18 protein-coding genes are annotated in these 22,644 nt (G+C 52.4%); 8 read left to right on the top strand and 10 right to left on the bottom strand.

All coding sequences use genetic code 11. From position 1 onward, the window contains the following. Nucleotides 1-10 precede the first annotated feature (10 nt). On the bottom strand, nucleotides 11-1,189 hold the full coding sequence (gene setB, locus NAL19_RS08305; RefSeq protein WP_263059395.1) for a sugar efflux transporter SetB: 1,179 nt from the start codon (nucleotides 1,187-1,189) through the stop codon (nucleotides 11-13). 334 nt (nucleotides 1,190-1,523) lie between these two features. On the opposite strand from setB, the gene fruB reads away from it, so the two are divergent. The 3 genes from fruB to fruA are packed head-to-tail and all read left to right on the top strand — an operon-like array spanning nucleotide 1,524 to nucleotide 5,302. Beyond that, the gene (fruB, locus tag NAL19_RS08310; RefSeq protein WP_263059396.1) at nucleotides 1,524-2,657 is read left to right on the top strand and encodes a fused PTS fructose transporter subunit IIA/HPr protein; all 1,134 of its coding nucleotides are present in this window, start codon (nucleotides 1,524-1,526) and stop codon (nucleotides 2,655-2,657) included. Then, complete coding sequence (gene fruK, locus NAL19_RS08315; protein WP_005967280.1) at nucleotides 2,654-3,592, top strand: 1-phosphofructokinase; 939 nt, start codon at nucleotides 2,654-2,656, stop codon at nucleotides 3,590-3,592. Before fruB ends, fruK begins: the two co-directional genes overlap by 4 nt. A gap of 18 nt (nucleotides 3,593-3,610) precedes the next feature. Beyond that, nucleotides 3,611-5,302, top strand: coding sequence for a PTS fructose transporter subunit IIBC (gene fruA, locus NAL19_RS08320; protein ID WP_263059397.1), 1,692 nt, complete (start codon nucleotides 3,611-3,613; stop codon nucleotides 5,300-5,302). Between the two features lie 131 nt (nucleotides 5,303-5,433). On the opposite strand, the gene nfo is transcribed toward fruA, so the two are convergent. Both nfo and NAL19_RS08330 read right to left on the bottom strand, forming a co-directional pair. Next, entirely contained in the window at nucleotides 5,434-6,279 is an 846-nt protein-coding gene (nfo, locus tag NAL19_RS08325; RefSeq protein WP_263059398.1) for a deoxyribonuclease IV, read from the bottom strand. A gap of 68 nt (nucleotides 6,280-6,347) precedes the next feature. Then, a complete protein-coding gene (locus tag NAL19_RS08330; RefSeq protein ID WP_263059399.1) occupies nucleotides 6,348-7,421 on the bottom strand; it encodes a YeiH family protein in 1,074 nt (357 codons plus the stop codon). A gap of 120 nt (nucleotides 7,422-7,541) precedes the next feature. Between NAL19_RS08330 and yieE the strand changes: the two genes are divergently transcribed. From yieE to NAL19_RS08350, 4 genes are all read left to right on the top strand, one after another. After that, nucleotides 7,542-8,414 (top strand): DNA-binding transcriptional regulator YeiE, encoded by an 873-nt coding sequence (gene yieE, locus NAL19_RS08335; RefSeq protein ID WP_010294758.1) that lies wholly within the window; start codon nucleotides 7,542-7,544, stop codon nucleotides 8,412-8,414. A 135-nt stretch (nucleotides 8,415-8,549) separates the two neighbouring features. Beyond that, nucleotides 8,550-10,025: an amino acid permease gene (locus tag NAL19_RS08340; RefSeq protein ID WP_225087790.1), complete on the top strand. Its 1,476-nt coding sequence runs from the start codon at nucleotides 8,550-8,552 to the stop codon at nucleotides 10,023-10,025. A gap of 316 nt (nucleotides 10,026-10,341) precedes the next feature. Beyond that, complete coding sequence (locus tag NAL19_RS08345) at nucleotides 10,342-12,459, top strand: TonB-dependent receptor (protein WP_263059400.1); 2,118 nt, start codon at nucleotides 10,342-10,344, stop codon at nucleotides 12,457-12,459. Nucleotides 12,460-12,927: 468 nt separating this feature from the next. Beyond that, nucleotides 12,928-13,917 (top strand): 2-hydroxyacid dehydrogenase, encoded by a 990-nt coding sequence (locus NAL19_RS08350; protein ID WP_263059401.1) that lies wholly within the window; start codon nucleotides 12,928-12,930, stop codon nucleotides 13,915-13,917. Between the two features lie 467 nt (nucleotides 13,918-14,384). Here the strand turns inward: NAL19_RS08350 and NAL19_RS08355 are convergent, their stop codons facing one another. Both NAL19_RS08355 and NAL19_RS08360 read right to left on the bottom strand, forming a co-directional pair. Beyond that, nucleotides 14,385-15,305, bottom strand: a complete 921-nt coding sequence (locus NAL19_RS08355) for an ABC transporter permease (protein WP_225088129.1) — start codon at nucleotides 15,303-15,305, stop codon at nucleotides 14,385-14,387. 71 nt (nucleotides 15,306-15,376) lie between these two features. Next, complete coding sequence (locus tag NAL19_RS08360; RefSeq protein ID WP_263059402.1) at nucleotides 15,377-16,888, bottom strand: sugar ABC transporter ATP-binding protein; 1,512 nt, start codon at nucleotides 16,886-16,888, stop codon at nucleotides 15,377-15,379. Between the two features lie 266 nt (nucleotides 16,889-17,154). Here NAL19_RS08360 and NAL19_RS08365 point away from each other — a divergent pair, with 266 nt between their 5' ends. Continuing rightward, nucleotides 17,155-18,243 carry an oxidoreductase gene (locus NAL19_RS08365; RefSeq protein ID WP_263059403.1) on the top strand — a complete coding sequence of 363 codons (1,089 nt, stop codon included), beginning with the start codon at nucleotides 17,155-17,157 and terminating at the stop codon, nucleotides 18,241-18,243. 85 nt (nucleotides 18,244-18,328) lie between these two features. Here NAL19_RS08365 and NAL19_RS08370 read toward each other — a convergent pair whose 3' ends face one another. The 5 genes from NAL19_RS08370 to ptrR all read right to left on the bottom strand — a co-directional run bounded on the left by NAL19_RS08370 (nucleotide 18,329) and on the right by ptrR (nucleotide 22,625). Then, nucleotides 18,329-18,541, bottom strand: coding sequence for a KTSC domain-containing protein (locus NAL19_RS08370; RefSeq protein WP_039350901.1), 213 nt, complete (start codon nucleotides 18,539-18,541; stop codon nucleotides 18,329-18,331). Nucleotides 18,542-18,784: 243 nt separating this feature from the next. Then, the gene (locus NAL19_RS08375) at nucleotides 18,785-19,429 is read right to left on the bottom strand and encodes a glutathione S-transferase family protein (RefSeq protein ID WP_225087796.1); all 645 of its coding nucleotides are present in this window, start codon (nucleotides 19,427-19,429) and stop codon (nucleotides 18,785-18,787) included. Between the two features lie 186 nt (nucleotides 19,430-19,615). After that, the gene (gene fghA / locus NAL19_RS08380; RefSeq protein WP_317630311.1) at nucleotides 19,616-20,461 is read right to left on the bottom strand and encodes an S-formylglutathione hydrolase; all 846 of its coding nucleotides are present in this window, start codon (nucleotides 20,459-20,461) and stop codon (nucleotides 19,616-19,618) included. Nucleotides 20,462-20,501: 40 nt separating this feature from the next. Next, on the bottom strand, nucleotides 20,502-21,623 hold the full coding sequence (locus NAL19_RS08385) for an S-(hydroxymethyl)glutathione dehydrogenase/class III alcohol dehydrogenase (protein ID WP_161529211.1): 1,122 nt from the start codon (nucleotides 21,621-21,623) through the stop codon (nucleotides 20,502-20,504). Nucleotides 21,624-21,734: 111 nt separating this feature from the next. Then, nucleotides 21,735-22,625, bottom strand: coding sequence for a putrescine utilization regulator PtrR (ptrR, locus tag NAL19_RS08390; RefSeq protein ID WP_263059404.1), 891 nt, complete (start codon nucleotides 22,623-22,625; stop codon nucleotides 21,735-21,737). Nucleotides 22,626-22,644: the final 19 nt, after the last annotated feature.

A 22,644-nucleotide genomic window follows, 5' to 3' on the forward strand; every position in this document is an offset into this window, starting at 1 on the left:
CGTGCGACCATCAGGCGTCTTTGATACGCCACATACAATAGATGGAACCGACGATCATCAGCAGGGCGAAGAAGAAAACGGCGTGATAGTTCCAGATTTCCGCAACGATCCCAGCCAGTGAACCAGAGATGATCCAGCCAACGCGGGTGGTATTGGTGAACAACGTGGTGGCAGCACCGGCCTGTCCGGGCATCAAATCCTGAAAATAGAGCATGCCGATTCCGGCCAGAATGCCAATAAAGATCGCGTTCAGCGCTTGTAACCCCAGCAGCGCAATTTCCCCATCGAGAACCAGCAAGCCGCCGAAGAACAGTAATCCGGAGGCAACGGCAAGCCGCATCAGGAAACGTTTCCCGAAGCGTTTCGCGACGTAACCCGCAATCAGCATGACCGGAATTTCCAGCCCGGCCGCCACGCCCATCATGATCCCCGCCAGCTTTTCCGGTAGATGCAGTTCATGCACCAGATACAGTGGCATATTAATGAGGTAAATCCCGTTGCAGGTCCACATCAAGGTACAGGCAACGAACAACAAGAGCGCGTCTCTGCGATTACGACGCGGTGATTCCAGCATTGAGGTGGTCTTTTCCACCGCTTTGGGCATGGAGGGCAGAAAGAGTTTGACCAGAATGCCGCACAAAATAAAGACGGCCGCCGCAGTCAGGTACATCGTGGTGAAGCCGAACCCTAGCGCCAACGCAAAAGCGATTGGCGGGCCAACAACCCAGGCGAGAGAAATTTGGGCGCGGAGGATGGAGCTGAACATCGCTGCTTCACGACCTGTTTTATCTGCGTGCTCCCGTGCCAGCGCAAAGAGCTGTGGGTTGGCGGTGGAGCCAAAACTGCTCAGCAGAACGCCAATAAAAAGCAGAATAAAGTAGTTACGGTTCCAGGCAAACAGCATGCAGGCCAGTGCGCCCAGCAGGCAGCACACGAAGATCAGCGATTTGCGATCGCCCTGACGGTCCGAACGCGTAGCCAGCATCTGACTAACGACAATACCGATAACCGCACTGCCGGTATAAAACATCCCCACCAGAAAAGGGCGAGCCTGTACTTCACTGGAAAGAAAGAGGCTGAGCGTAGGAAGTTGCAGGGCGCCGGCTGTTCCGGTCAGAAAGGCAATAACCAGGAATGCTGACGATGTCAGATCAAGCGGGCGTCGTGTTGTGTTTGCAGGAGTGAACATAAATTGATAGAGCTTGGAAAATAGGCAGAGGCTGTCGAGCGCGACATACTACTCGGGTTTATAATGAAACAGAAATCTTGTTTCATTATTTTTCGTCAGCACGGCTTCAGCCATTTGCGGATTTTTGTTGGCGGGCAGCGCATCATCCACGTTAAAATGTGCGTGATGTCAAAATTCTGTTACGTCAGCAGCGTAGAAAGCTTGCATAAATGGCGTAATAGAATGAGACTTTTGAAACGTTTCAGCGGAATTTTTTTTGAAACGCCCTAACAATCGACACATTTTTTTCTCATAAAAGCTGAAACGATTCAACTTTCAGCCAGAGAGGAGTGCCATGTTCCAGTTGTCACAGCAAGATATTCATTTGGGCGCAGCGGCCAGTACTAAGCAGGAAGCTATCCAGCTTGTTGCTTCAGCGCTGACCGAGGCCGGGTGCGTTAACGCAGGGTATGTCGACGGCATGCTCCAGCGCGAACAGCAAACATCCACCTATTTGGGAAGCGGCATTGCTATCCCTCACGGCACCACTGATACCCGCGATCTGGTATTGAAGACCGGGGTTCAAGTATTTCAATTTCCGCAGGGTATTGCCTGGGGTGAAGATCAAACCGCCTATGTGGTACTCGGTATTGCAGCCCGTTCTGATGAACACCTTGCGTTGCTGCGCCAATTGACCCACGTCCTGAGCGATGATCGCGTAGCGGCTCGCTTGGCAAGCACCACGTCAGCAGAAGAATTGCGTAGCCTGCTGATGGGCGAGCAACAACTGGCGGAATTCCGCTTTGATACCTCGCTGATTGCGTTGGATGTGGCGACCGATAATCTGCTGACGCTTCAGGCGCTGAATGCCGGTCGTCTTCAGCAGGTCTGTGCAGCCGACGCCAGCTTTGTCAGCACCGCAGTCAGCAACAAGCCGCTGAATCTGGGACAAGGTGTGTGGTTCAGCGATAGCGCGGTGGGTAACCTCAGCAGCGCAGCCGCAGTGGCGCGTCCGGCTACGCCTTTCAGCGTTGATGGTGAAAACGTGGCGTTATTGGTCACGGTAGCTGCGGCTGACGATCAGGCTTTTGCGCCGATCGATTATCTGAGCAACCTGCTGATTGCACAAAAAGCGGAACGTCTGCTGACGGCTGATGCGCCGACGCTGCTGGCTTTACTGACCAGCGATGTACCGGAAGAAAGCGAAGTGCTGACGGCAGAATTTACCATTCGTAACGAGCACGGTCTGCACGCACGTCCGGGCACTATGCTGGTGAATGTGATCAAACAGTTCAGCAGTGAGATTACCGTCACCAATCTGGATGGCACAGGCAAACCGGCAAATGGCCGCAGCCTGATGAAAGTCGTCGCGCTGGGCGTGAAGAAAGGTCACAAACTGCGCTTCACCGCCAGCGGTAGCGATGCGGAACAAGCACTGGCCGCCATTGGCGACGCGATTACGTCCGGTTTGGGCGAGGGGGCAGCATGAGCAGGAGAGTAGCCACAATCACCCTGAATCCAGCTTATGACCTGGTTGGCTATTGCCCGGAAGTTGAGAAAGGCGAAGTCAATCTGGTTCAGACAGCGGGTCTGCACGCCGCAGGCAAAGGCATTAACGTTGCCAAGGTGCTGAAAGATCTCGGGATTGATGTCACGGTAGGTGGCTTTCTGGGCAAAGACAATCAGGATGGTTTTCAGCAACTGTTCAGCGAGCTGGGCATTGCTAACCGTTTCCAGGTTGTGCCAGGACGTACGCGCATTAACGTCAAATTAACCGAAAAAGATGGTGACGTCACCGACTTCAACTTTTCCGGTTTTGAAGTGACACAGCAGGACTGGCAGCGTTTCGTCAATGATTCGCTGAGCTGGCTGGGGCAGTTCGACATGGTTGCGGTAAGCGGCAGTCTGCCTGCTGGCGTCGATCCTGATGCATTTACCGACTGGATGTCTCGTCTGCGTACGCAGTGTCCTTGCATTATTTTCGACAGCAGCCGTGAAGCGCTGGTGGCGGGATTGAAAGCCTCTCCCTGGTTGGTGAAACCAAACCGTCGGGAGCTGGAGATATGGGCTGGGCGTAAATTACCTACGCTGGCTGATGTGGTGGATGCCGCTCACGCGCTGCGTGAACAGGGTATTGCACATGTTGTGATCTCACTGGGTGCGGAAGGTGCGCTGTGGGTGAATGCATCGGGTGCGTGGCTGGCTAAACCACCTGCTTGTGATGTGGTAAGTACGGTAGGTGCGGGCGACTCCATGGTTGGGGGGTTGATTTATGGCTTATTAATGCGTGAGTCCAGTGAGCACACTCTGCGTTTGGCGACGGCAGTTTCGGCTCTGGCCGTGAGCCAAAGTAATGTTGGTATTACCGATCGTCCTCAGTTGGCCGCGATGATGGCGCGCGTCGACCTGAAACCCTTTAACTGATACAGCAGGAGATAAACAATGAAAACGCTGCTGATTTTGGATAAATCACTGGGCCTGGCGAGAAGCCAACTGGTGAAGAACCTACTCGGCGCTGCCGCTGCGAAAGCAGGGGTGACGTTTACAGAACAGGCTAACGACGCTGAACTGGCGATCGTTCTGGGTGCATCCGCTGCGGCGGACAGCGCACTGAATGGCAAGCAGGTTTATGTCGGTGACATTGAGCTGGCTGTTTCGCAGCCGGAAGCCTTTTTGGCAAAGGCGCAGGCTGAAGCAACGACGTATCAGGCTGTCGCGTCAGCTTCCGTTCAACAACCCGCTGCTGCTAAGCGCATTGTTGCCGTAACGGCGTGTCCGACTGGCGTCGCGCACACGTTTATGGCAGCAGAAGCGATTGAAAGTGAAGCTAAAAAACGCGGCTGGTGGGTTAAAGTGGAAACGCGCGGCTCCGTTGGCGCGGGCAACGCGATTACCCCAGAAGAAGTGGAGCAGGCCGATCTGGTGATCGTTGCTGCGGATATTGAAGTCGATCTGGCGAAGTTTGCGGGCAAGAAGATGTATCGCACTTCCACAGGGCTGGCATTGAAGAAGACGGCGCAGGAGTTAGATAAAGCGCAGACTGAAGCGAAAGTGTATCAGCCGTCTGGGCAAACCAGTGCGTCAAGTGCGAACGAATCTGCTCAGAAAGGCGGAACGGGTCCTTATCGTCACCTGCTGACCGGCGTATCCTATATGCTGCCGATGGTGGTGGCGGGTGGTCTGTGTATCGCCCTGTCGTTTGTCTTTGGTATTGAGGCCTTTAAACAGGAAGGTACGCTGGCCGCGGCGCTGATGAAGATCGGTGGCGGTTCTGCCTTCGCACTGATGGTGCCAGTGCTGGCGGGCTATATCGCTTTCTCGATTGCGGATCGTCCGGGATTAACGCCGGGTCTGGTTGGCGGGATGTTAGCGGTGAGTACGGGGGCGGGCTTCCTCGGTGGGATCATCGCGGGTTTCCTGGCCGGTTATGTGGCCAAAGCGATCAACAATAAGCTGATCCTGCCGCAAAGTCTGACGGCGCTAAAACCGATTCTGATCATTCCGCTGTTTGCTACGCTGATCACCGGTCTTATCATGATTTATGTCGTCGGTACGCCAGTGGCGAAAATCCTGACTGGCCTGACAGGCTGGCTGCAATCCATGGGCACGGCAAACGCGGTGATTCTGGGTGCGATCCTGGGTGCAATGATGTGTACAGATATGGGCGGCCCGGTTAACAAAGTGGCTTACGTCTTCGGTACAACCTTACTCAGTAGCCAGATTTATGCGCCAATGGCGGCGGTGATGGCAGCAGGTATGGTGCCACCGCTGGCAATGGGTCTGGCGACCGTGCTGGCAAGCAAGAAATTCAACCCGACCGAACGTGAAGGCGGTAAAGCGGCGTTTGTACTGGGCCTGTGCTTTATTTCCGAAGGGGCGATTCCTTACGCGGCGCGTGATCCAATGCGCGTTCTGCCTTGCTGTATCATCGGTGGCGCACTGACTGGTGCACTGTCGATGGCGGTGGGCGCTAAGCTGATGGCACCACACGGTGGTCTGTTCGTGCTGTTGATTCCTGGCGCGATTACCCCGGTTATTGGCTACCTGTTAGCGATCATTGCGGGAACCGCAGTGGCTGGCGTGCTGTACGCGCTGCTGAAACGCTCTGATGAACAGCTGGCGAAAGTCGCGTAAGTTTGACTTTTACGATGCAGGAAACGGCGTCGTGAATAACAAGTAATGCCATAACACAAGGATGTGGATGAGATAGCGCCAGTTGGGTAAACCAACTGGCGCTTTTTACTATTATGGAGTCAAGAAGCTAACTAGCGCTGCGCTTCGGATTTGAGCCAGGCGATTTCGTCAGCCCAGATATCAGGGTTGATCGTTTCCAGAATCATCGGGATGCCGTCAAAACGGGCATCTTTCATGATATAGCTGAAAGCGGTTTTGCCAATATTGCCTTCCCCTAGGCTATGGTGTCGGTCAACACGGCTGCCGAACGCGCTTTTGGCATCATTCAAATGCATTCCGCGCAGATAGCGAAACCCAACAATGCGATCGAATTCAGCGAAAGTGGCTTCGCAATCGGCTTCTGTCCGCAGGTCATAGCCACCGGCGAAAGCGTGGCAGGTATCGATACAGACGCCGACGCGGCCTTTATCTTCTACGCCGTCGATGATGGCTGCCAGATGCTCAAAGCGGAAACCCAAATTACTGCCTTGCCCGGCGGTATTCTCAATCACGGCGGTGACGCCATCCGTTTCCGCCAGCGCGATATTGATAGACTCGGCGATACGTGCCAGACAGTCCGTTTCCTTTATCTGTTTCAGATGGCTGCCGGGGTGAAAATTCAGAAGACTCAGCCCAAGCTGCTGGCAGCGGGACATTTCATCAATAAACGCGCTGCGAGATTTCTCCAGCGCTTCGGCGTCCGGGTGACCCAGATTAATCAGATAGCTATCGTGGGGCAGAATCTGTGCTGGCGTATAGGCGTACTGCTCACAGGCGGTTTTAAAACGGTCGATGACCTCTGTACTGAGCGGCGCGGCCTGCCATTGGCGCTGATTCTTGGTAAATAAAGCGAAAGCCGTCGCCTTTATCTCATGTGCGCGAATCACGGCCTGATCGACTCCGCCAGATGCGCTAACGTGCGCCCCGATGTATTTCATGTTGGTCTCCTCTGATAACGGAGACATTATGCAGGTTAATGAGACGTTAACAGGTAAATAATTTATCGTTAGCCGAATAAATGTTCGAAGAACAGATTAATGCCCGCACCGCCAACGACCAGCCAGAGAAACAGAACAAGTGCCAGCAGCAGCGGCTTTGCACCTGCCTGCTGGATGGCGCTGAAGCGGGTCGTGAGCCCCAGCGCCACCATCGCCATGGTCAACAGTACATTATCGAGCTGTACCAACTGTGTGACGAGCGCAGTAGGAAGTAGCTGGAAGGAATTGAAGGCGGCTACGGCAATAAACCCCAGAGCAAACCACGGAAACATCAGTGGAATCGCGTCTTCCGCGTCACTTTTTTGCGTCGCTTTTTTCAGGTAAAACCCAAGAATGAGAAGGAAAGGCGCCAGCATCATCACGCGCAGCATTTTGCTGATGACGGCGATGTTTTCTGTCGCGCCATCGACGGCGTGTCCGGCAGCAACGACCTGAGCGACTTCGTGTATCGTTGAGCCGAAGTACAGACCGACGATCTGTGGTGTGACGTCAATCCAGTGATGGTCGAGATTGACCTGATAGAGCCACGGGTACAAAAACATGGCTGTCGTACCGAAAATCACCACGGTGGAAACGGCGACGGCAATCGCATTGCTGGACGCTTTGACGACGGGAGCGGTTGCCATGATCGCCGCCGCGCCGCAGATGCTGCTGCCAGCACCGATGAGAATCACGGTTTCATTGTCGAGCTTCAGCCAGCGTTTGCCCATCCAGTAGGCGAGTAAAAACGTCAGCGTGACCACGCTCAGATCGACGGCAATCCCGGTAACGCCCACGGCAGTTACCTGCTGAAAGCTGAGGCGAAAGCCATAAAGTATGATGCCCCAGCGCAGTAAATGCTGCTTGGCCCACTGCACGCCTGGGTCGCACAGAGGGTGAAGACGCGGATAAACGCTATTTCCCAGCACGATCCCAATTAGGATCGCCAATGTCAGTGAACCGGGTCCCCAATGGGCGATTTTCGGAATATTTGCCAGCCAGAGGAGCGAAAAAGTTATTAAACTTACTAACAGCAGACCGGGCAATCGCGCTTTTGCTCCATCGGGTGGGGCTATCGTAGGTAATGTCGCAGGAAGAGCCATGGATGTAGTGCCTATTCTGACCGTACCGAAAATTGAGAAGCCAGCTTATAATCCACAAGATTAAAAGAGAAATTGATTATATATTTATAACCTATAAGTATTTTAGATAAAGAGCGCACTATGCATATCACGTTACGTCAACTGGAAGTCTTTGCCGAAGTCCTGAAAAGTGGTTCAACGACACAGGCCTCCGTTGTGCTTGCCCTGTCTCAATCAGCCGTCAGCGCGGCTCTGGCGGATTTAGAAGGGCAGCTGGGTGTTCAACTTTTCGATCGCGTTGGCAAGCGTCTGGTGGTTAATGAACATGGCCGCCTGCTGTACCCCAAGGCACTGGCACTGCTTGAACAGTCGATGGAAATTGAGCAACTGTTCCGGCGTGATAACGGAGCGCTGCGTGTGTATGCCAGCAGCACCATCGGCAACTATTTATTGCCTGCGATGATTGCCCGCTATCGTCATGACTACCCTGATATTCCGCTAGAGCTGCATGTTGGCAATACGAAAGATGTGATTACCCGCGTGTCTGAATTCAGTGTCGATTTGGGCTTGATCGAAGGGCCTTGCCATCACCCTGATTTGATTACGCAGCCCTGGTTGGAAGATGAGCTGGTGGTGTTTTGTTCTCCCGAACATCCGCTCAGCCGGGGCTCTGTATCATTAACGGCGCTGGCGGATGCGCACTGGATCCTGCGTGAACGTGGATCAGGCACGCGCGAAGTGCTGGATCATCTGCTGCTGACGCACCTGTCGCATTTCCATCTGGTGATGGAGCTAGGTAATTCAGAGGCGATAAAACATGCGGTTCGCCACGGAATTGGCATCAGTTGCCTGTCACGGCATGTTATTGCCGAGCAGTTGGCGTCAGGTTCGCTGGTGGAGTTGAAGGTGCCGTTGCCTAAACTCACGCGGACGCTGTATCTGGTTCATCACCGGCAGAAGCATCTTTCAAATGTGCTGCAGCGTTTCTTGAGTTATTGCTGCGAAACGCCATAGCGAAAATATTTTCTGCTGCTAATAATCTGGCGTGAGTTATTAACCTCTCTTATAACTCGACGATCTTAACTATTCAGCACAACGCTATTTGCTACAATCCCGCCTCGATTTTTAGCACGAGCACGCGGGATGACAATGGCTCAGCACGATATTCAACAAACTACACAGGGCGCACCGACCCTGCGCCGTGAACTGAAAGCACGGCATTTAACGATGATCGCCATTGGCGGATCGATTGGCACCGGATTATTTGTCGCGTCTGGTGCGACGGTTTCACAAGCAGGCCCGGGTGGCGCACTGTTGTCTTATGCCCTGATTGGCCTGATGGTTTACTTCCTGATGACCAGCCTGGGTGAACTGGCGGCGTTCATGCCAGTTTCCGGTTCATTCTCCAGCTATGGTTCCCGTTATGTAGAAGAAGGATTCGGCTTCGCGCTGGGCTGGAACTACTGGTACAACTGGGCGGTGACCATCGCGGTCGATCTGGTGGCGGCGCAACTGGTGATGGGATATTGGTTCCCAGAGGTGTCCGGCTGGATCTGGAGTGCGCTGTTCCTGGCGCTGATGTTCCTGCTTAACTACATTTCCGTGAAAGGATTTGGCGAGGCGGAATACTGGTTCTCACTGATTAAAGTGGCGACGGTCATCATTTTTATCGCCGTTGGCGTGATGATGATTACGGGCATCATGAGCGGTGCGGAAAATGCCGGATTCCACAACTGGGAAATTGGCGATGCGCCGTTTGCTGGTGGCTTCTCTGCCATGATAGGTGTGGCGATGATCGTGGGCTTCTCTTTTCAGGGAACGGAACTAATCGGCGTGGCGGCAGGGGAATCTCAGGAGCCAAGCAAAAACATTCCGCGTGCCATCCGTCAGGTTTTCTGGCGTATCCTGCTGTTCTACATTTTCGCGATTCTGATTATCAGCTTAATCATTCCCTATACCGATCCGAACCTGCTGCGTAATGACGTCAAAGACATTACGGTAAGCCCGTTCACGCTGGTGTTTGAGAACGCTGGTCTACTGTCTGCCGCTGCGGTGATGAATGCGGTCATCCTGACCGCGGTGCTGTCGGCGGGTAACTCGGGGATGTACGCCTCTACGCGCATGTTGTTTACGCTGGCATCGGAAGGCAAAGCGCCGCGCATGTTCGCTAAGCTGTCAAAAGGCGGCGTACCGCGTAATGCGCTGTATGCCACCACTGTAGTAGCGGCACTGTGTTTCCTGTCTTCTTTGTATGGCAATCAAACGGTTTATCTGTGGCTACTGAATACGTCGGGTATGACCGGCTTTATCGCCTGGTTGGGGATCGCTATTAGCCATTATCGCTTCCGTCGCGGGTACGTTATGCAGGGGCATGATCTGAACCGCCTGCCTTATCAATCGAGTTTCTTCCCGTTGGGGCCGATCTTTGCGTTTGTGCTCTGCTTGATTATCACTCTGGGACAGAACTATCAGGCGTTTCTGCAAGACAAAATCGACTGGTATGGCGTGACGGCAACGTACATCGGTATTCCGCTGTTCCTGCTGATTTGGTTCGGTTACAAGCTGTGCCGTGGAACGCGCTTTATCAAATATCAGGATATGACGTATCCCGATCATAAAGACTAAAGCGTAAATGCGTGGTTAACTATCGCTGCTTTTTACTTTAGCGTATCGCCTTTCACGCCGCTGATGACATGTGATCAGCGGCGTTTTTATTTGATAAAACTATCACTTTTATATCAAATATTTTGAGTTTAATTATTCTTGTAAAGTCCTTCCTGACCGTTTTTATTCTTCCTGGTAAGTGCTTTCGTGCTACGAAAACTGGCATTTCTAAACCGTAGTTAAACGAAATAAAGAATGCTAATACTTATCATTTACGTTTAAATGCATTCCTTTACACTCTTTCCTGCAAAAAAACTCAATAAAATAACGAGGAATCATGAAAGCAAATTCTCTGATTAATCTCAAGAATGCAGTAGCACTGGCTCTGGCGGCAACAGCAACAAATGTCGCGATAGCGGCAGATAGTGATGATGTTTTAGTTGTCACCGCGAGTGGTTATGAGAAAAAGTTAACGAACGCACCTGCATCGATTTCTGTCATTAGTGAAGAGGCGCTTTCCCAGAAAAACTATCACGATCTGGGAGAAGCGTTAAGTGGCGTGGAAGGGGTTGATGTGCGCAGCGGTACGGGTAAAACGGGTGGTCTGGACATCAGTATTCGTGGTATGCCGAGCAGTTATACCCTGATTCTAATCGATGGAGTACGTCAGAATGCCAGTGGAGATACAACGCCGAACGGTTTTGACACCATGAATACGGCGGTGATGCCGCCATTGTCAGCCATTGAACGTATTGAAGTGATCCGTGGGCCGATGTCGACGCTGTATGGTTCTGATGCGATTGGCGGTGTGGTCAACATTATTACGAAGAAAAACAGTAAACAGTGGAGTGGCAGCGTTAATCTGTCACATACGGTGCAAGAACACCGTAAATGGGGTGACAGCTCAACGCTGGGGTTCTATACCTCCGGCCCGTTGGTGAACGATCAATTTAGTTTGGCATTGCGCGGTAATGTGGAGCATCGTCAGGGATCAAGCGTCACCTCACTGAGCGGGACGGGTGACACGCGTGTTCCGTTCCCGACCAAGACTGATAACTACACTGTCGGTGGGAAACTGAGCTTTAAAACCAGCGAAGCGAATACCCTGTGGATTGATGGCGATGTGTCACGTCAGACTTACGATAACCGCAGTAGCCAACTGGGCCCGATTGGTGTTAGTGGCGGTGGATACCGCGATGAATTGCGCTTTGAGCGTAATAAACTGGCAATTGGCCATGACACCGACCTCTCGTTTGGTCGTTGGAGCTCAAATTTGTCATATGCAGTGACCGAGAACAAGGGGCGACTGCTAACACCACGCGTATTGAATACCGCCAATGCAAGCCTGTCTGGCCGCGACCGCGAGCTGAAGAATACCAACACTATTTTCGATACGATGCTCGTGTCGCCAATCGGGGAGGATCATCTGCTAACGGTTGGTGGGCAATTCTGGGATTCACGCCTTAAAGATGGCATTGTGTTGGCAAACAGCGGTGAAACGTTTGAACAAAAAAGCTGGTCGCTGTATGCAGAAGACGACTGGCAGCTACTCGAACCGTTGTCACTGACGTTAGGCGCCCGCTATGAGAAACATGATAGCTTCGGTGGACATGTTAGCCCGCGTGCCTATCTGGTATGGAATGTCGCGGATGACTGGACGGTAAAAGGTGGTGTGAGTACCGGATACAAAACGCCTTCTCTTGCGCAATTGCATAATGGTGTCAGTGGCGTAGCCAGAAATGGCGCTGCAACGACCATCGGCAACCCAAATCTCAAGCCTGAAGAAAGCACCAATTTTGAGACGGGGGTGTATTATGAAAACGATGCGAATGTAAAAGCGAATATCACAGGGTTCGTGAACCATTATAAAAATGCGATTGACTCGGTTGAACTCAATAGCTCAACGAGCACGTATCGCAATATTGGCAAAGCCAGAACACAAGGTGTGGAACTCGCGACATCTTTCCCAGTATTCGTGCCGGATGTCACTCTGGCGCTGAACTACACCTATACGCATAGTGAACAAATCGGTGGAAAGAATCCTGGCGCAGCATTGACAACGACGGCCAAACACATGGCGAATGCCCGTTTGAACTGGCAGATCGATGAGCAATGGAATAGCTGGTTGGCAGCGGAATACCGAGCGAAGACACCACGTTTCACTGCCAATTATGCGAATCTGAATACGGCTCAAAAATTGGTGTATGACGATCGTGGTGCCGACCTGAAATCCTGGACGGTAGTGAATCTGGGCACTTCGTATAAAGTAACGAAGGATGTTACGCTGAACGGCACGGTAAACAATCTATTGGATAAGGACTTCTCTCAAGTACAGCGCTATGAGTCAACTGATAGCTCATATTATGCGGGTGATTACTTCGGAAACAGTGCTTTTACGACAGGTTATGTAATGCCAGGACGTAATTACTGGTTATCAGTTAACGTCAACTTCTGATGCAACATCTCCCCGGAATGTCAAATGTGTTCCGGGGAGGATGCCCTCCGCTCGCTTTCCCTTTCCAGCCACATAGCACCCTTTCTACGGTTTTTTTCGCACAGTTATGCCTTCTGATTAACGACGGGATTCGTCATCATCCTTTATTGCCGCCATCTCTTTGCTGATGACATGGGAGTAATACGCAACTATCCGCGGTGTTTTATTGTTTTTGTGATATTTCTGAATATCGTCGCTAACAACGTCGATGAATGGAATTCATTATATTAGGTATTGTTAATTGCTTTAATGCTGACTACGCTTCACCTTACGGAGTGATGGATTCCCGATGAGGCAGGAAGTGTAACGTTATTAATACGTTCGTTGTCTTGTGTCGTACAGAGAATTTAATTCATTATTTTTGTATGAGAATACCTGTCGTGATTGCCGATTGCGGAGCACTCGATATCTGCAATCGGCAGTCAGTGTATGAATAGCAACCAGGGCACGATGATGTTAAAAATTACCTTTTTGGATAAAGGCTCACTGCCTGAAACCATTTTCCTGAAAAAGACGAGTTTTAGGCGGCCCCAATGTCGCCATGAATGGATTGAATATAACCACACCTCGCCCGATCACGTTATCGCCCGAGCAAAAGACACCCACGTTATCATCACGAATAAAACCCTATTAACGCGAGACACCCTGGCCGCGTTGCCTGAGTTGAAGCTGATTGCCGTGACGGCAACGGGAACCGACAATATCGATCTTGTTGCGGCTAAAGAGCTGGGTATCACGGTCAAAAATGTACCGGGCTACTCAACGCAGGCGGTATCCGAACACGTGATAGCCATGATTTTCGCGCTAAAGCACAGCCTGATGGCGTGGTATCGCGATCAACTGAGCGATCGCTGGGCCAGCCAGTCGCAGTTTGCTTATTTTGATCATCCCGTCAAAGACATTGCGGGCGCGACGCTGGGCATCATTGGGGCCGGTACGATTGGGCGGGAGGTTGCACGTCTGGCGCAGGCGCTGGGGATGAAGGTGATTTTTGCCGAGCACCGAGGGGCCGCACAGTGTCGTGCCGGCTATCTGCCGTTTGAAGACGTTCTGCGGCTGGCGAATGTGATTTCACTCAACTGCCCGCTCAATACAAGTACGCAGCATCTGATTAATGCGGAGACGCTCGCGCTGTGTAAGCCCACCGCGTTTATTATTAACACCGCCAGAGGCGGATTGATTGATGAACACGCGCTGGCAGAGGCATTACAGCAGCGCATCATCGCTGGCGCAGCGCTGGACTGCCTGACGCAGGAACCACCGCAAAAAGACAATCCATTGATGGTTGCGGCGAAAACCCTGCCGAACCTTTTGATTACGCCGCATATCGCCTGGACGTCTGCGTCATCGCTGCAACTACTGATGGAAAAGACGATTGAAAATATTGATGAGTATGCTCAGCAGAACGGATACAAATAAGCTGTAGTTTGATTTCGCAGGATGCGGTTTGATTTCGTCGGATATAGTTTGATTTCGCCGGGTATAAAGGAATATTGCCCGGCAGCGAAAATATGATATTCATCAATTTTAATTGATTACTAAAATTGAACGTTTCATCAGATTGAATCTTTTGTCATCGATTATCTGCGCCAGACGCATTATATCCGTGAAGGAATATCTCCACTCAGGAATGAAAGATTTCTGCGAGAGAATGAAAATGCTTCACATCAAACCTAAAGCGAAACGTTATTATTTGTGATTATTCTGATTACTCTCTTTGTTGTGTGAGGGAATATTTATTTCTTAATAATAACGGGAGTGAATAATAAAACGGATGTGGTGATATATTTTTGTGGGATAAATCCGACTTAATGACGGAGGGTTGTCGTGGGCTGAGTAGTGAATCCGCCCCGAATCCAGATACACGGGGCGGAAGTTAGTGTGAATCAGCGTTTCTGGATATACGTCATTGCCAGCGCGAGTGCCAGAACCAGACCTTTAATGATATCCATGGCATAGTAAGGCACGGAAAGCATTACCAGCCCATTCTGTAAGACGCCAAGAATAACGGCACCGAGCAACGTACCCAATGCGTTCGGTTTACCGGATCCTGCCAGCGAGAAACCGATGTAGGCAGCGGCAACGGCATCCATCAAATAGCCGCCACCGGCATTAACCTGAGAAGAGCCGATGCGTGATGCCAGTAAAATGCCGCCCAGCGCCGCAAGTAATGAAGAGAACACATACGCTTGTACTCGATAACGCGCCGTGCGAATCCCTGCCAGTCTTGCAGCCTCGGGGTTGCCGCCGATGGCGTACATCCGGCGACCGTGTTTGGTGAGGGACAGGTACAACTGCACCAGTACCGTTACCGCCAGCATGATGACGACAATGACCGGTACCTGACCCAGTGTGGCAAAGAACTCAGGAATGATGCCCTCCGCCATCTCTCCGCTGGGCAACACCATGTTCTGCGTGATGGAGCCGCCATAGCTATATGTCATCGCAACGCCCTGAATGACGAACAGGCTGGCAAGCGTCGCCAGCATATCGGGAATCTTCAACACGACGATGAGGAAGGCATTGAATAGCCCGACCAGCGTACACAGCAGTAGCGTCAGAATGATCGCACCTGTAGTGCCGAATCCGTACCAGACAAACAGCGAGATAACCAGCGCGTTGGCCAGCGAGGCGGTCGATCCCACGGAAAGGTCAAACCCGCCGACGGACAGCGAGATCGAGACACCAATGGCAATCACCGTGACGATAGCGATAGAGCGCAGAATATTGATGATGTTATAGGGATCGAGAAAGTTATCCGACGCCAATCCGAAGAGGGCAATCAGCGCGACAACCGTGATCAACATGCCCCATTTATAGAGAAACTCGAAAACGTAGTGACGGAAGGGGAGCGCCCCGTTAGATGAAAGTGGGTGACTCACGCGGGAGTTCCTCCAGTTGAATATAAAAGTAGGGTTTCTTCGTCAATTTCGGCGGCATTCAGCTCTGCGACAATACGACCATCCCAGAGCACGCAGATGCGATCGCAGAGTCCGACCAGTTCGGAAAATTCGCCCGAGGCATAAATAATGCCTTTTCCCTGACGGGCGAGGCCATCAATCAGCGTGAATAGGTCCTGTTTGGCCTTGATATCCACGCCTTTGGTGGGTTCGTCAAAAATCAGCACCTGTGCTTCACTACGTAGCCACTTGCCGATCGCCACTTTCTGCTGATTCCCACCCGACAGGCGCGCCAGCTTTTGTGCCGGACCGGTGGTGCGAACCGCAAGCTGTTCAACGATCCGTTTCGCCCAGCTCACTGCCTTACTGCGGCTGAAGAAACCCCAGCGGGAAAAACTGTCGGTGGCCGTGATGCTCAGATTCATGGTGACGGATTCATCAATAAAAATGCCTTCTTTGCGCCGCTCTTCAGGAACCAGCGCCAGACCCTGTTCGACGGACTGGTGTGGCGAATGTGGTCGCCAGGGCTTGCCGCGATATTCACCTTGTGCGATCTGGCAGGGTTCCGCACCGAACAGCGTTTTGCACAGTTCGGTTTTCCCTGCGCCCGCCAGCCCGGCAATGCCCAGAATTTCCCCTTTGCGTAGCGTAAGAGAAATATTGTGCAGCAGCGTTTCGTCGTGCAAACCCGTGACCTGAAGCAGCGTCTCGTCAGCAGGTGCAGTGCGTCGCGGTGGGAAAATGTCATCAAGCCGATGCCCCAGCATTCTCTCCACGATCGCTTCGCCGCTAAGCCCTTGCATTGCGCCGCTGCTGACAAATTCGCCGTCACGCAGAACGGTCAACGTATCGCAGATCTCACTCAGCTCATGAATACGGTGGGAAATAAACACGATCCCGATGCCGTCGGCCTGTAAACGGCGCACGACCTGAAAGAGTCGTGCACTTTCAGCCTGATCCAACGGGGCAGTGGGTTCATCTAAAATCAGGAAGCGGCATTCGTGGGACAAGGCGCGGGCGAGCAGAATTTGCTGCTTCTCGGCCAGCGAACAGGTATCCAGTCGCTGACGAACATTCAGGTGAACGCCAAGTTGATCGAGAAGTGCCTGCGCCTGACGGTATATCTGCGGCCAGCTCAGTAGGTGCCCGTCCTGCGCCAGCGTATCCAGCATAATGTTTTCCGCTACGGACAGCGTGGGAACCAGCGCGACATCGACTTCCTGCTGCACCAGATGAATACCGTACTGCTTGGCATCACGCGGTGAATGGACATCGACCTGCTTGCCATTAATCAGAATGTCGCCCTGATAGTGATCGTAAGCGCCGGATAAGATGGTCATGAGCGTGGATTTACCCGCGCCGTTTGCGCCGGTCAGGGCATGAATCGAACCACCTTCCAGTGTGAAATTAACCTGCTTGAGGGCGTGGAAACCAGAAAAGGAGATGGAAATGTTCTGCATTTCCAGTCGGCTTTGGGAGGTAGGAATCATGGTCGGTAACGCTCTTGGCGGTCAGGGTCATGAAATAACGGAAAAGAAAGGTAGCACATATCCCAGAGAATTTAATACAGCTTCAAGTGTTTGAGAGTTATTGGCTATGAACGAAAAGGCATAAATTAAATAAAAAAGTTCTTAAGCTGGCGCAGGCAAGTGAATAAGATGGAATTATCAATAGGGTAGCGCAGCAGATTCATCTATCAGGCAAACATAAAATAAGAGCCACGTTCAAGGTAAGGCGCGGCGAGGAAGATTCAAACATGCACACAACGACAGTCCGCGTACAAGTTGGCCCCGCCAACTATTTTTCTTTCTCTGGCGCTATCGATAAGCTGCTGGAGTTTTATCCGCCAGAGGTGCTGAAAAACGCACTGTGGATCTACGGTGAGCGGGCGATTGCGGCGGCCCGACCGTATTTACCGGCCGAATTCGATGCGCCGTCAGCCCGGCGCGTTCAGTTTGGTGCGCATTGCAGTGAAGGTGAAGTCGCAAAATTGGTAGCACAGGCGGGTGATGACTGTCAGGTTGTCATTGGCGTCGGCGGCGGGGCGGTGCTGGATACCGCGAAGGTCGCCGCGCGTCACATTGGCGTGCCGCTGGTGGCGATTCCAACCATTGCCGCGACCTGCGCAGCCTGGACGCCGCTGTCCGTCTGGTATAACGATGCCGGACAGGCGCTGCGCTTTGAGATTTTCACCGATGCTAACCATCTGGTGCTGGTGGAGCCGCGGATTTTGCTGGCAGCGCCGGTGGAATACCTGCTGGCTGGCGTCGGTGATACCTTGGCGAAATGGTATGAAGCCGTCGTCCTTAGCCCTCAACCAGAAACGCTGCCGCTTTCTGTCCGACTGGGCTTACAGGCTGCACTGGATATCCGCAATGTGTTGCTGCAACAAAGTGAGGCGGCACTGGAAGCTGTCAAACATGGTGAACTGACGCAGGACTTTCTGGATGTGGTCGATGCGATCATTGCTGGCGGCGGCATGGTTGGCGGGTTGGGTGAGCGTTACACGCGTGTGGCAGCGGCGCATGCGGTTCATAACGGTTTGACGGTGTTGCCGCAAACGGAACGCTTCCTGCATGGTACTAAAGTGGCTTATGGCATTCTGGTGCAGAGTGCTTTGCTGGGGGATCGTGAGACGCTGCGTCAACTGAAGGCGGCATTTAAGGCATTCGGTTTGCCAACCTCACTGGCCGCGCTGGATGTAGATATTCACGATCGCGCGTCGCTTCAGGCTGTTATTGCCCGCACCTTGCAGGAGGGGGAATCCATTCATTATCTGCCGTTGGTACTGAATGAAGACGTTCTGCTGGCGGCTTTTAATACCGTTGAGTTTGCCGAAGAATAAATCGGTGGTAAGAAAAGGGCGGAGAGTACCTCCCGCCCGTAAAGATGATTTTTATGTTTAAAAACATAATTTTATACTTAAATGGCTATTGTGTTTTCTCGTAAGGGAATGAATTTTTGATGTAGCTGGCGTAGTAACGGTACTTCGTCTTGCTGGCCATCAGCTCTTCATAAATCATGCGTGCTACGCCGCTGTAGAGATAGATGCTCCCATTTAGCAATTCGACTTCCAATTGGCTTTTTTCTGCATCGTATCCGACGGAAAACAATTCTGTTGATGAAACGCGTTTTCTCTGCAAAATTAATCACTCCCAACGTGTCAATGCCGCATCCTGACGGTATACCACCCTCTTTCGAGTTCTCTAGCTATATTGTGTTATAACCTTAAGAATAGTGTTATAGCTCGAAATATATCGCGGGTAAACAGCAGCATATCGTTATTAGATCATGAATAATCAGTAAACGCTCACAGAATTCTATCTCTGTCGTTCCTCTAACGGTTTGTTGTTTATCGCTGATAAGATGATGGCCTTATTGTTTCGTTAATCCTGAGCGATAGCCCGTTGAAAAGCAGGCTGGCTCTCTATCCGCTCAATGTATTGCTGGATATGCGGATAGCGGCTGAAATCCAGACGCGTTTTCGCCAGCACCAGCGGGACGGCCATTTGTATATCGGCACCGCTGAGCGACTCTCCTGCAAACCAGTCTTTTGTGCTCAAATGCTGTTCGATGAACTGAAGTTGCGTCGTTAGCCTCGGCACAATAAAAGCCTGTTCGATACTGTGCACAATTTTTCGTGCCACGGGGCGGACGAAGAATGGCATTGGCGCGGACTCTGTTTTCGCTAATACCAAACGCATCACCAGCAACTGCATGAGCGATCCTTCAGCAAAATGTAACCAGAAGCGATAGTCCAATAGCGCTTGTCCGCTCTGCGGACGAAGCCTGCCGTTGCCGTAAGTCTCAATCAGGTATTCCACAATCGCCCCGGATTCGGCAACCGTGAGGTCACCATCGGTAATGACCGGTGATTTACCTAGCGGGTGGATTTGTTTGAGCGATGCGTGAGCACTAAACGTTTTTGGGTCACGCGTGTAGCGAATGATTTCATAATCAACGCCCAGTTCTTCCAACAGCCAGGTCACGCGGGTCGAACGGGATTTTTCGAGGTGATGAACGTGTATCATCAAGGTTTCCTTTTTTTCTTTTTTTATCCGTCATGCTGCACGCGGTAGGCGCGTTCATGTTGTTCAGGGATGATGACGATTGGGAGAGAAAACGCGCTCAGGAGATTCCTGAGCGCGGCGCTCAACGAGGTAAGCATAGCACTATTATTCAAATAGCTATTCTTCCAACAACTATTCTTCCAATAGCTATTCTTTCAATAAATAGCGGGCGTGAAAGCGCAGGTGATCCTCGATGAAACTGGCGATGAAGAAATAGCTGTGGTCATAGCCAGACTGTGTCCGCAGCGTCAGCGGCCAGTCATACTGGCTTGCCAGCGCTTCCAGCTTCGCCGGTTGCAACTGATCGGGGAGGAACTGATCGCAATCGCCCTGATCGACCAGCATCGGCAGCTTCTTCTGGCTATTTGCCAGTAAATGGCAGCTGTCATACTGCAACCACTGCGTTTCATCCTCGCCGAGATAGGCAGTCAGCGCCTTGCGTCCCCAGGGAACCTGACTTGGGTTAACGATCGGTGCGAACGCCGATGCAGACAGGAATTTTTCCGGGTTGCGTAGCGCCAGCATCAGCGCGCCGTGTCCGCCCATCGAATGCCCGCTGATGGACTGACGACTATTCACGTTAAAATGCTGCTGAATCAGTGCTGGCAGTTCACTGCTGATGTAGTCATACATCCGGTAGTGTGCCGACCAAGGCGCCTGCGTGGCATTCACGTAGAACCCTGCACCCTGACCCAAATCGTACCCTGCATCGTTCGCTACGCCATCGCCGCGTGGGCTGGTATCCGGCATGACCAGCACCAGACCCAGCTCGGAAGCAATGCGCTGCGCGCCCGCTTTTGTCGTAAAATTTTCGTCGTTGCAGGTTAACCCGGACAGCCAGTAAAGCACGGGCGGCGGTGTATCATCCTGCGTCGGCGGCAGATAGATGCTGAACGTCATCGCGGTGTTCAGCGTGTCTGACACATGGCGGTAGCGCTGTTGCCAGCCGCCAAACATACGGTGTTCTTCCAGCAGTTCCAGTGATGAAGTCATCGCTGTACAGCCTCCTTTTTCTGTTCCTGACGGTGTGCAATTAACCGAAATGGATCACTGAGCGAATCGATTTGCCTTCGTGCATTAAATCGAATGCGGTGTTGATGTCATCCAGTCCCATGGTGTGGGTGATGAAATCATTCAGCGGGAACTCACCTTTCAGGTAACGATCGACAATGCCTGGCAGTTCGCTACGGCCTTTTACGCCTCCGAAGGCAGAACCGCGCCATACGCGACCGGTCACCAGTTGGAACGGACGAGTGGCGATTTCTTCGCCTGCACCTGCGACGCCGATGATGATGGATTCACCCCAGCCTTTATGACAGCACTCTAGCGCGGAACGCATGACATTGACGTTACCGATACACTCGAAGGAGAAGTCCACGCCGCCATCGGTCAGTTCAACGATGACGTCCTGAATCGGCTTATCGTAATCTTTCGGGTTGATCAGGTCGGTGGCACCCAGTTTACGCGCCAGATCGAATTTACTGGTGTTGAGATCGATCCCGATGATGCGTCCGGCGCCCGCCATCTGCGCACCGATAATCGCCGACAGACCAATGCCGCCGAGACCGAAAATCGCAACGGTATCGCCCGCTTTCACTTTGGCGGTATTCAACACGGCACCCATACCGGTGGTGACGCCACAGCCCAGCAGGCAAACTTCTTCCAGCGGCGCTTCTTTATTCACTTTCGCCAGCGAAATTTCAGGCACGACGGTGTGCTCTGCGAAGGTAGATGTGCCCATGTAATGGAAAATCGGCTGGCCATTTTTAGAGAAACGGGTGGTGCCGTCTGGCATCAGGCCTTTACCCTGCGTGGAACGAATCGCCTGACACAGGTTGGTTTTGCCGGAGCGACAGAATTTACATTCGCCACATTCTGGGGTGTAAAGCGGAATCACGTGATCGCCAACGGCAACGCTGGTCACGCCTTCCCCGATGGCTTCGACAATCCCGCCGCCTTCATGACCAAGAATCGCCGGGAATACGCCTTCAGGATCTTTGCCCGACAGCGTGTAGGCATCCGTGTGGCATACGCCGGTTGCGACGATACGTACCAGGACTTCACCTTTCTGTGGTGGCATCAGATCCACTTCTTCAACCGACAGTGGCTGGTTGGGACCCCAGGCGATGGCGGCACGGGTTTTAATCATTTGCATGGTGGAGACTCCTAATGGCATTCCGTTATGGGTTGTAAATTGCATGAGAGGACGGGGTATTCATCACTGTGTCGTCCTGTCTCGAAAAGGCTTACTCAGGGAAAATAAGGGTTAATTCTGCTGAGTAGGTGGTTCAATCATGCTGCACTGTTCAATAATGAGTTTTTTCAGCGCTTCGACATTAGGGCCGAAGGCGTCGCGCCGCCAGACGAGCCACGTAGACGCGGTGGCGATGTCGGGCGGCAATTCATGTACCTGAACGCGCGCACCAGCTGGCAACGATTCAAGGACGGTATACGGGAGCATGGCGAGCCCGGCACCGCTGGCTACACAGGCAAGCATGGCATGGTATGAGTGAATTTCCATGATAGTACCGGGCACTACGCCATCTTGCTGGAACCAGCTCTCAAGGCGCTTTCGATAGGAACAACTGGGGCGGAAAGCAAACAGCGTATCGTGGCTGGCATCCCGCGCATGGCTAATCGGCGCGTGCGTCGTGCCGGATATCAGTACGAGTCGTTCCGTAAAGCATGAACAGCCATTCAGCTCATCGTAAACGACGGGGCCATCGACTAACGCTGCTGCCAGCGTTCCTGCACGTACGCGCTCAATGATTTCCCCGGAAGTACCGGTATTCAGAGACAGCGACACGCTGGGGTAACGCTGATGGTAAGCCGCTAATAGCGTAGGTAAACGGGTTGCCGCCGTGCTTTCCATTGAGCCTAGCGCGAAATTACCTGCGGGTTCGCCCGTACGCGTCATGCTGATCGCTTCTTCGCTAAGCGCCAGAATACGCTGCGCATAGCATAAGAAATTGTGCCCAATCGGGGACAGGCGCAGGCGCTGTTTCTCACGGATGAACAGGTCGGTACCCAATTCCTGTTCCAACTGGCGTAACCGCGTGGTCAGATTTGAGGGCACCCGATGAAGCTGTTCCGCGGCGCGTGCGACGGAGCCCGTTTCAGCAACGAGACAGAACATGCGGAGCTGGGTCAAATCCATATCTTTCTCTTTTTGTAAT

This window comes from Pectobacterium sp. F1-1 (assembly GCF_025643735.1).
Classification (GTDB): Bacteria; Pseudomonadota; Gammaproteobacteria; order Enterobacterales; family Enterobacteriaceae; genus Pectobacterium; species Pectobacterium colocasium.

What these genes read in the sequence shown, in the direction of transcription:
- setB (WP_263059395.1), bottom strand. Translation starts at nt 1,189, where the DNA reads ATGTTCACTCCTGCAAACACAACACGACGCCCGCTTGATCTGACATCG.
- fruB (WP_263059396.1), top strand. Translation starts at nt 1,524, where the DNA reads ATGTTCCAGTTGTCACAGCAAGATATTCATTTGGGCGCAGCGGCCAGT.
- fruK (WP_005967280.1), top strand. Translation starts at nt 2,654, where the DNA reads ATGAGCAGGAGAGTAGCCACAATCACCCTGAATCCAGCTTATGACCTG.
- fruA (WP_263059397.1), top strand. Translation starts at nt 3,611, where the DNA reads ATGAAAACGCTGCTGATTTTGGATAAATCACTGGGCCTGGCGAGAAGC.
- nfo (WP_263059398.1), bottom strand. Translation starts at nt 6,279, where the DNA reads ATGAAATACATCGGGGCGCACGTTAGCGCATCTGGCGGAGTCGATCAG.
- NAL19_RS08330 (WP_263059399.1), bottom strand. Translation starts at nt 7,421, where the DNA reads ATGGCTCTTCCTGCGACATTACCTACGATAGCCCCACCCGATGGAGCA.
- yieE (WP_010294758.1), top strand. Translation starts at nt 7,542, where the DNA reads ATGCATATCACGTTACGTCAACTGGAAGTCTTTGCCGAAGTCCTGAAA.
- NAL19_RS08340 (WP_225087790.1), top strand. Translation starts at nt 8,550, where the DNA reads ATGGCTCAGCACGATATTCAACAAACTACACAGGGCGCACCGACCCTG.
- NAL19_RS08345 (WP_263059400.1), top strand. Translation starts at nt 10,342, where the DNA reads ATGAAAGCAAATTCTCTGATTAATCTCAAGAATGCAGTAGCACTGGCT.
- NAL19_RS08350 (WP_263059401.1), top strand. Translation starts at nt 12,928, where the DNA reads ATGAATAGCAACCAGGGCACGATGATGTTAAAAATTACCTTTTTGGAT.
- NAL19_RS08355 (WP_225088129.1), bottom strand. Translation starts at nt 15,305, where the DNA reads ATGTTGATCACGGTTGTCGCGCTGATTGCCCTCTTCGGATTGGCGTCG.
- NAL19_RS08360 (WP_263059402.1), bottom strand. Translation starts at nt 16,888, where the DNA reads ATGATTCCTACCTCCCAAAGCCGACTGGAAATGCAGAACATTTCCATC.
- NAL19_RS08365 (WP_263059403.1), top strand. Translation starts at nt 17,155, where the DNA reads ATGCACACAACGACAGTCCGCGTACAAGTTGGCCCCGCCAACTATTTT.
- NAL19_RS08375 (WP_225087796.1), bottom strand. Translation starts at nt 19,429, where the DNA reads ATGATACACGTTCATCACCTCGAAAAATCCCGTTCGACCCGCGTGACC.
- fghA (WP_317630311.1), bottom strand. Translation starts at nt 20,461, where the DNA reads ATGACTTCATCACTGGAACTGCTGGAAGAACACCGTATGTTTGGCGGC.
- NAL19_RS08385 (WP_161529211.1), bottom strand. Translation starts at nt 21,623, where the DNA reads ATGCAAATGATTAAAACCCGTGCCGCCATCGCCTGGGGTCCCAACCAG.
- ptrR (WP_263059404.1), bottom strand. Translation starts at nt 22,625, where the DNA reads ATGGATTTGACCCAGCTCCGCATGTTCTGTCTCGTTGCTGAAACGGGC.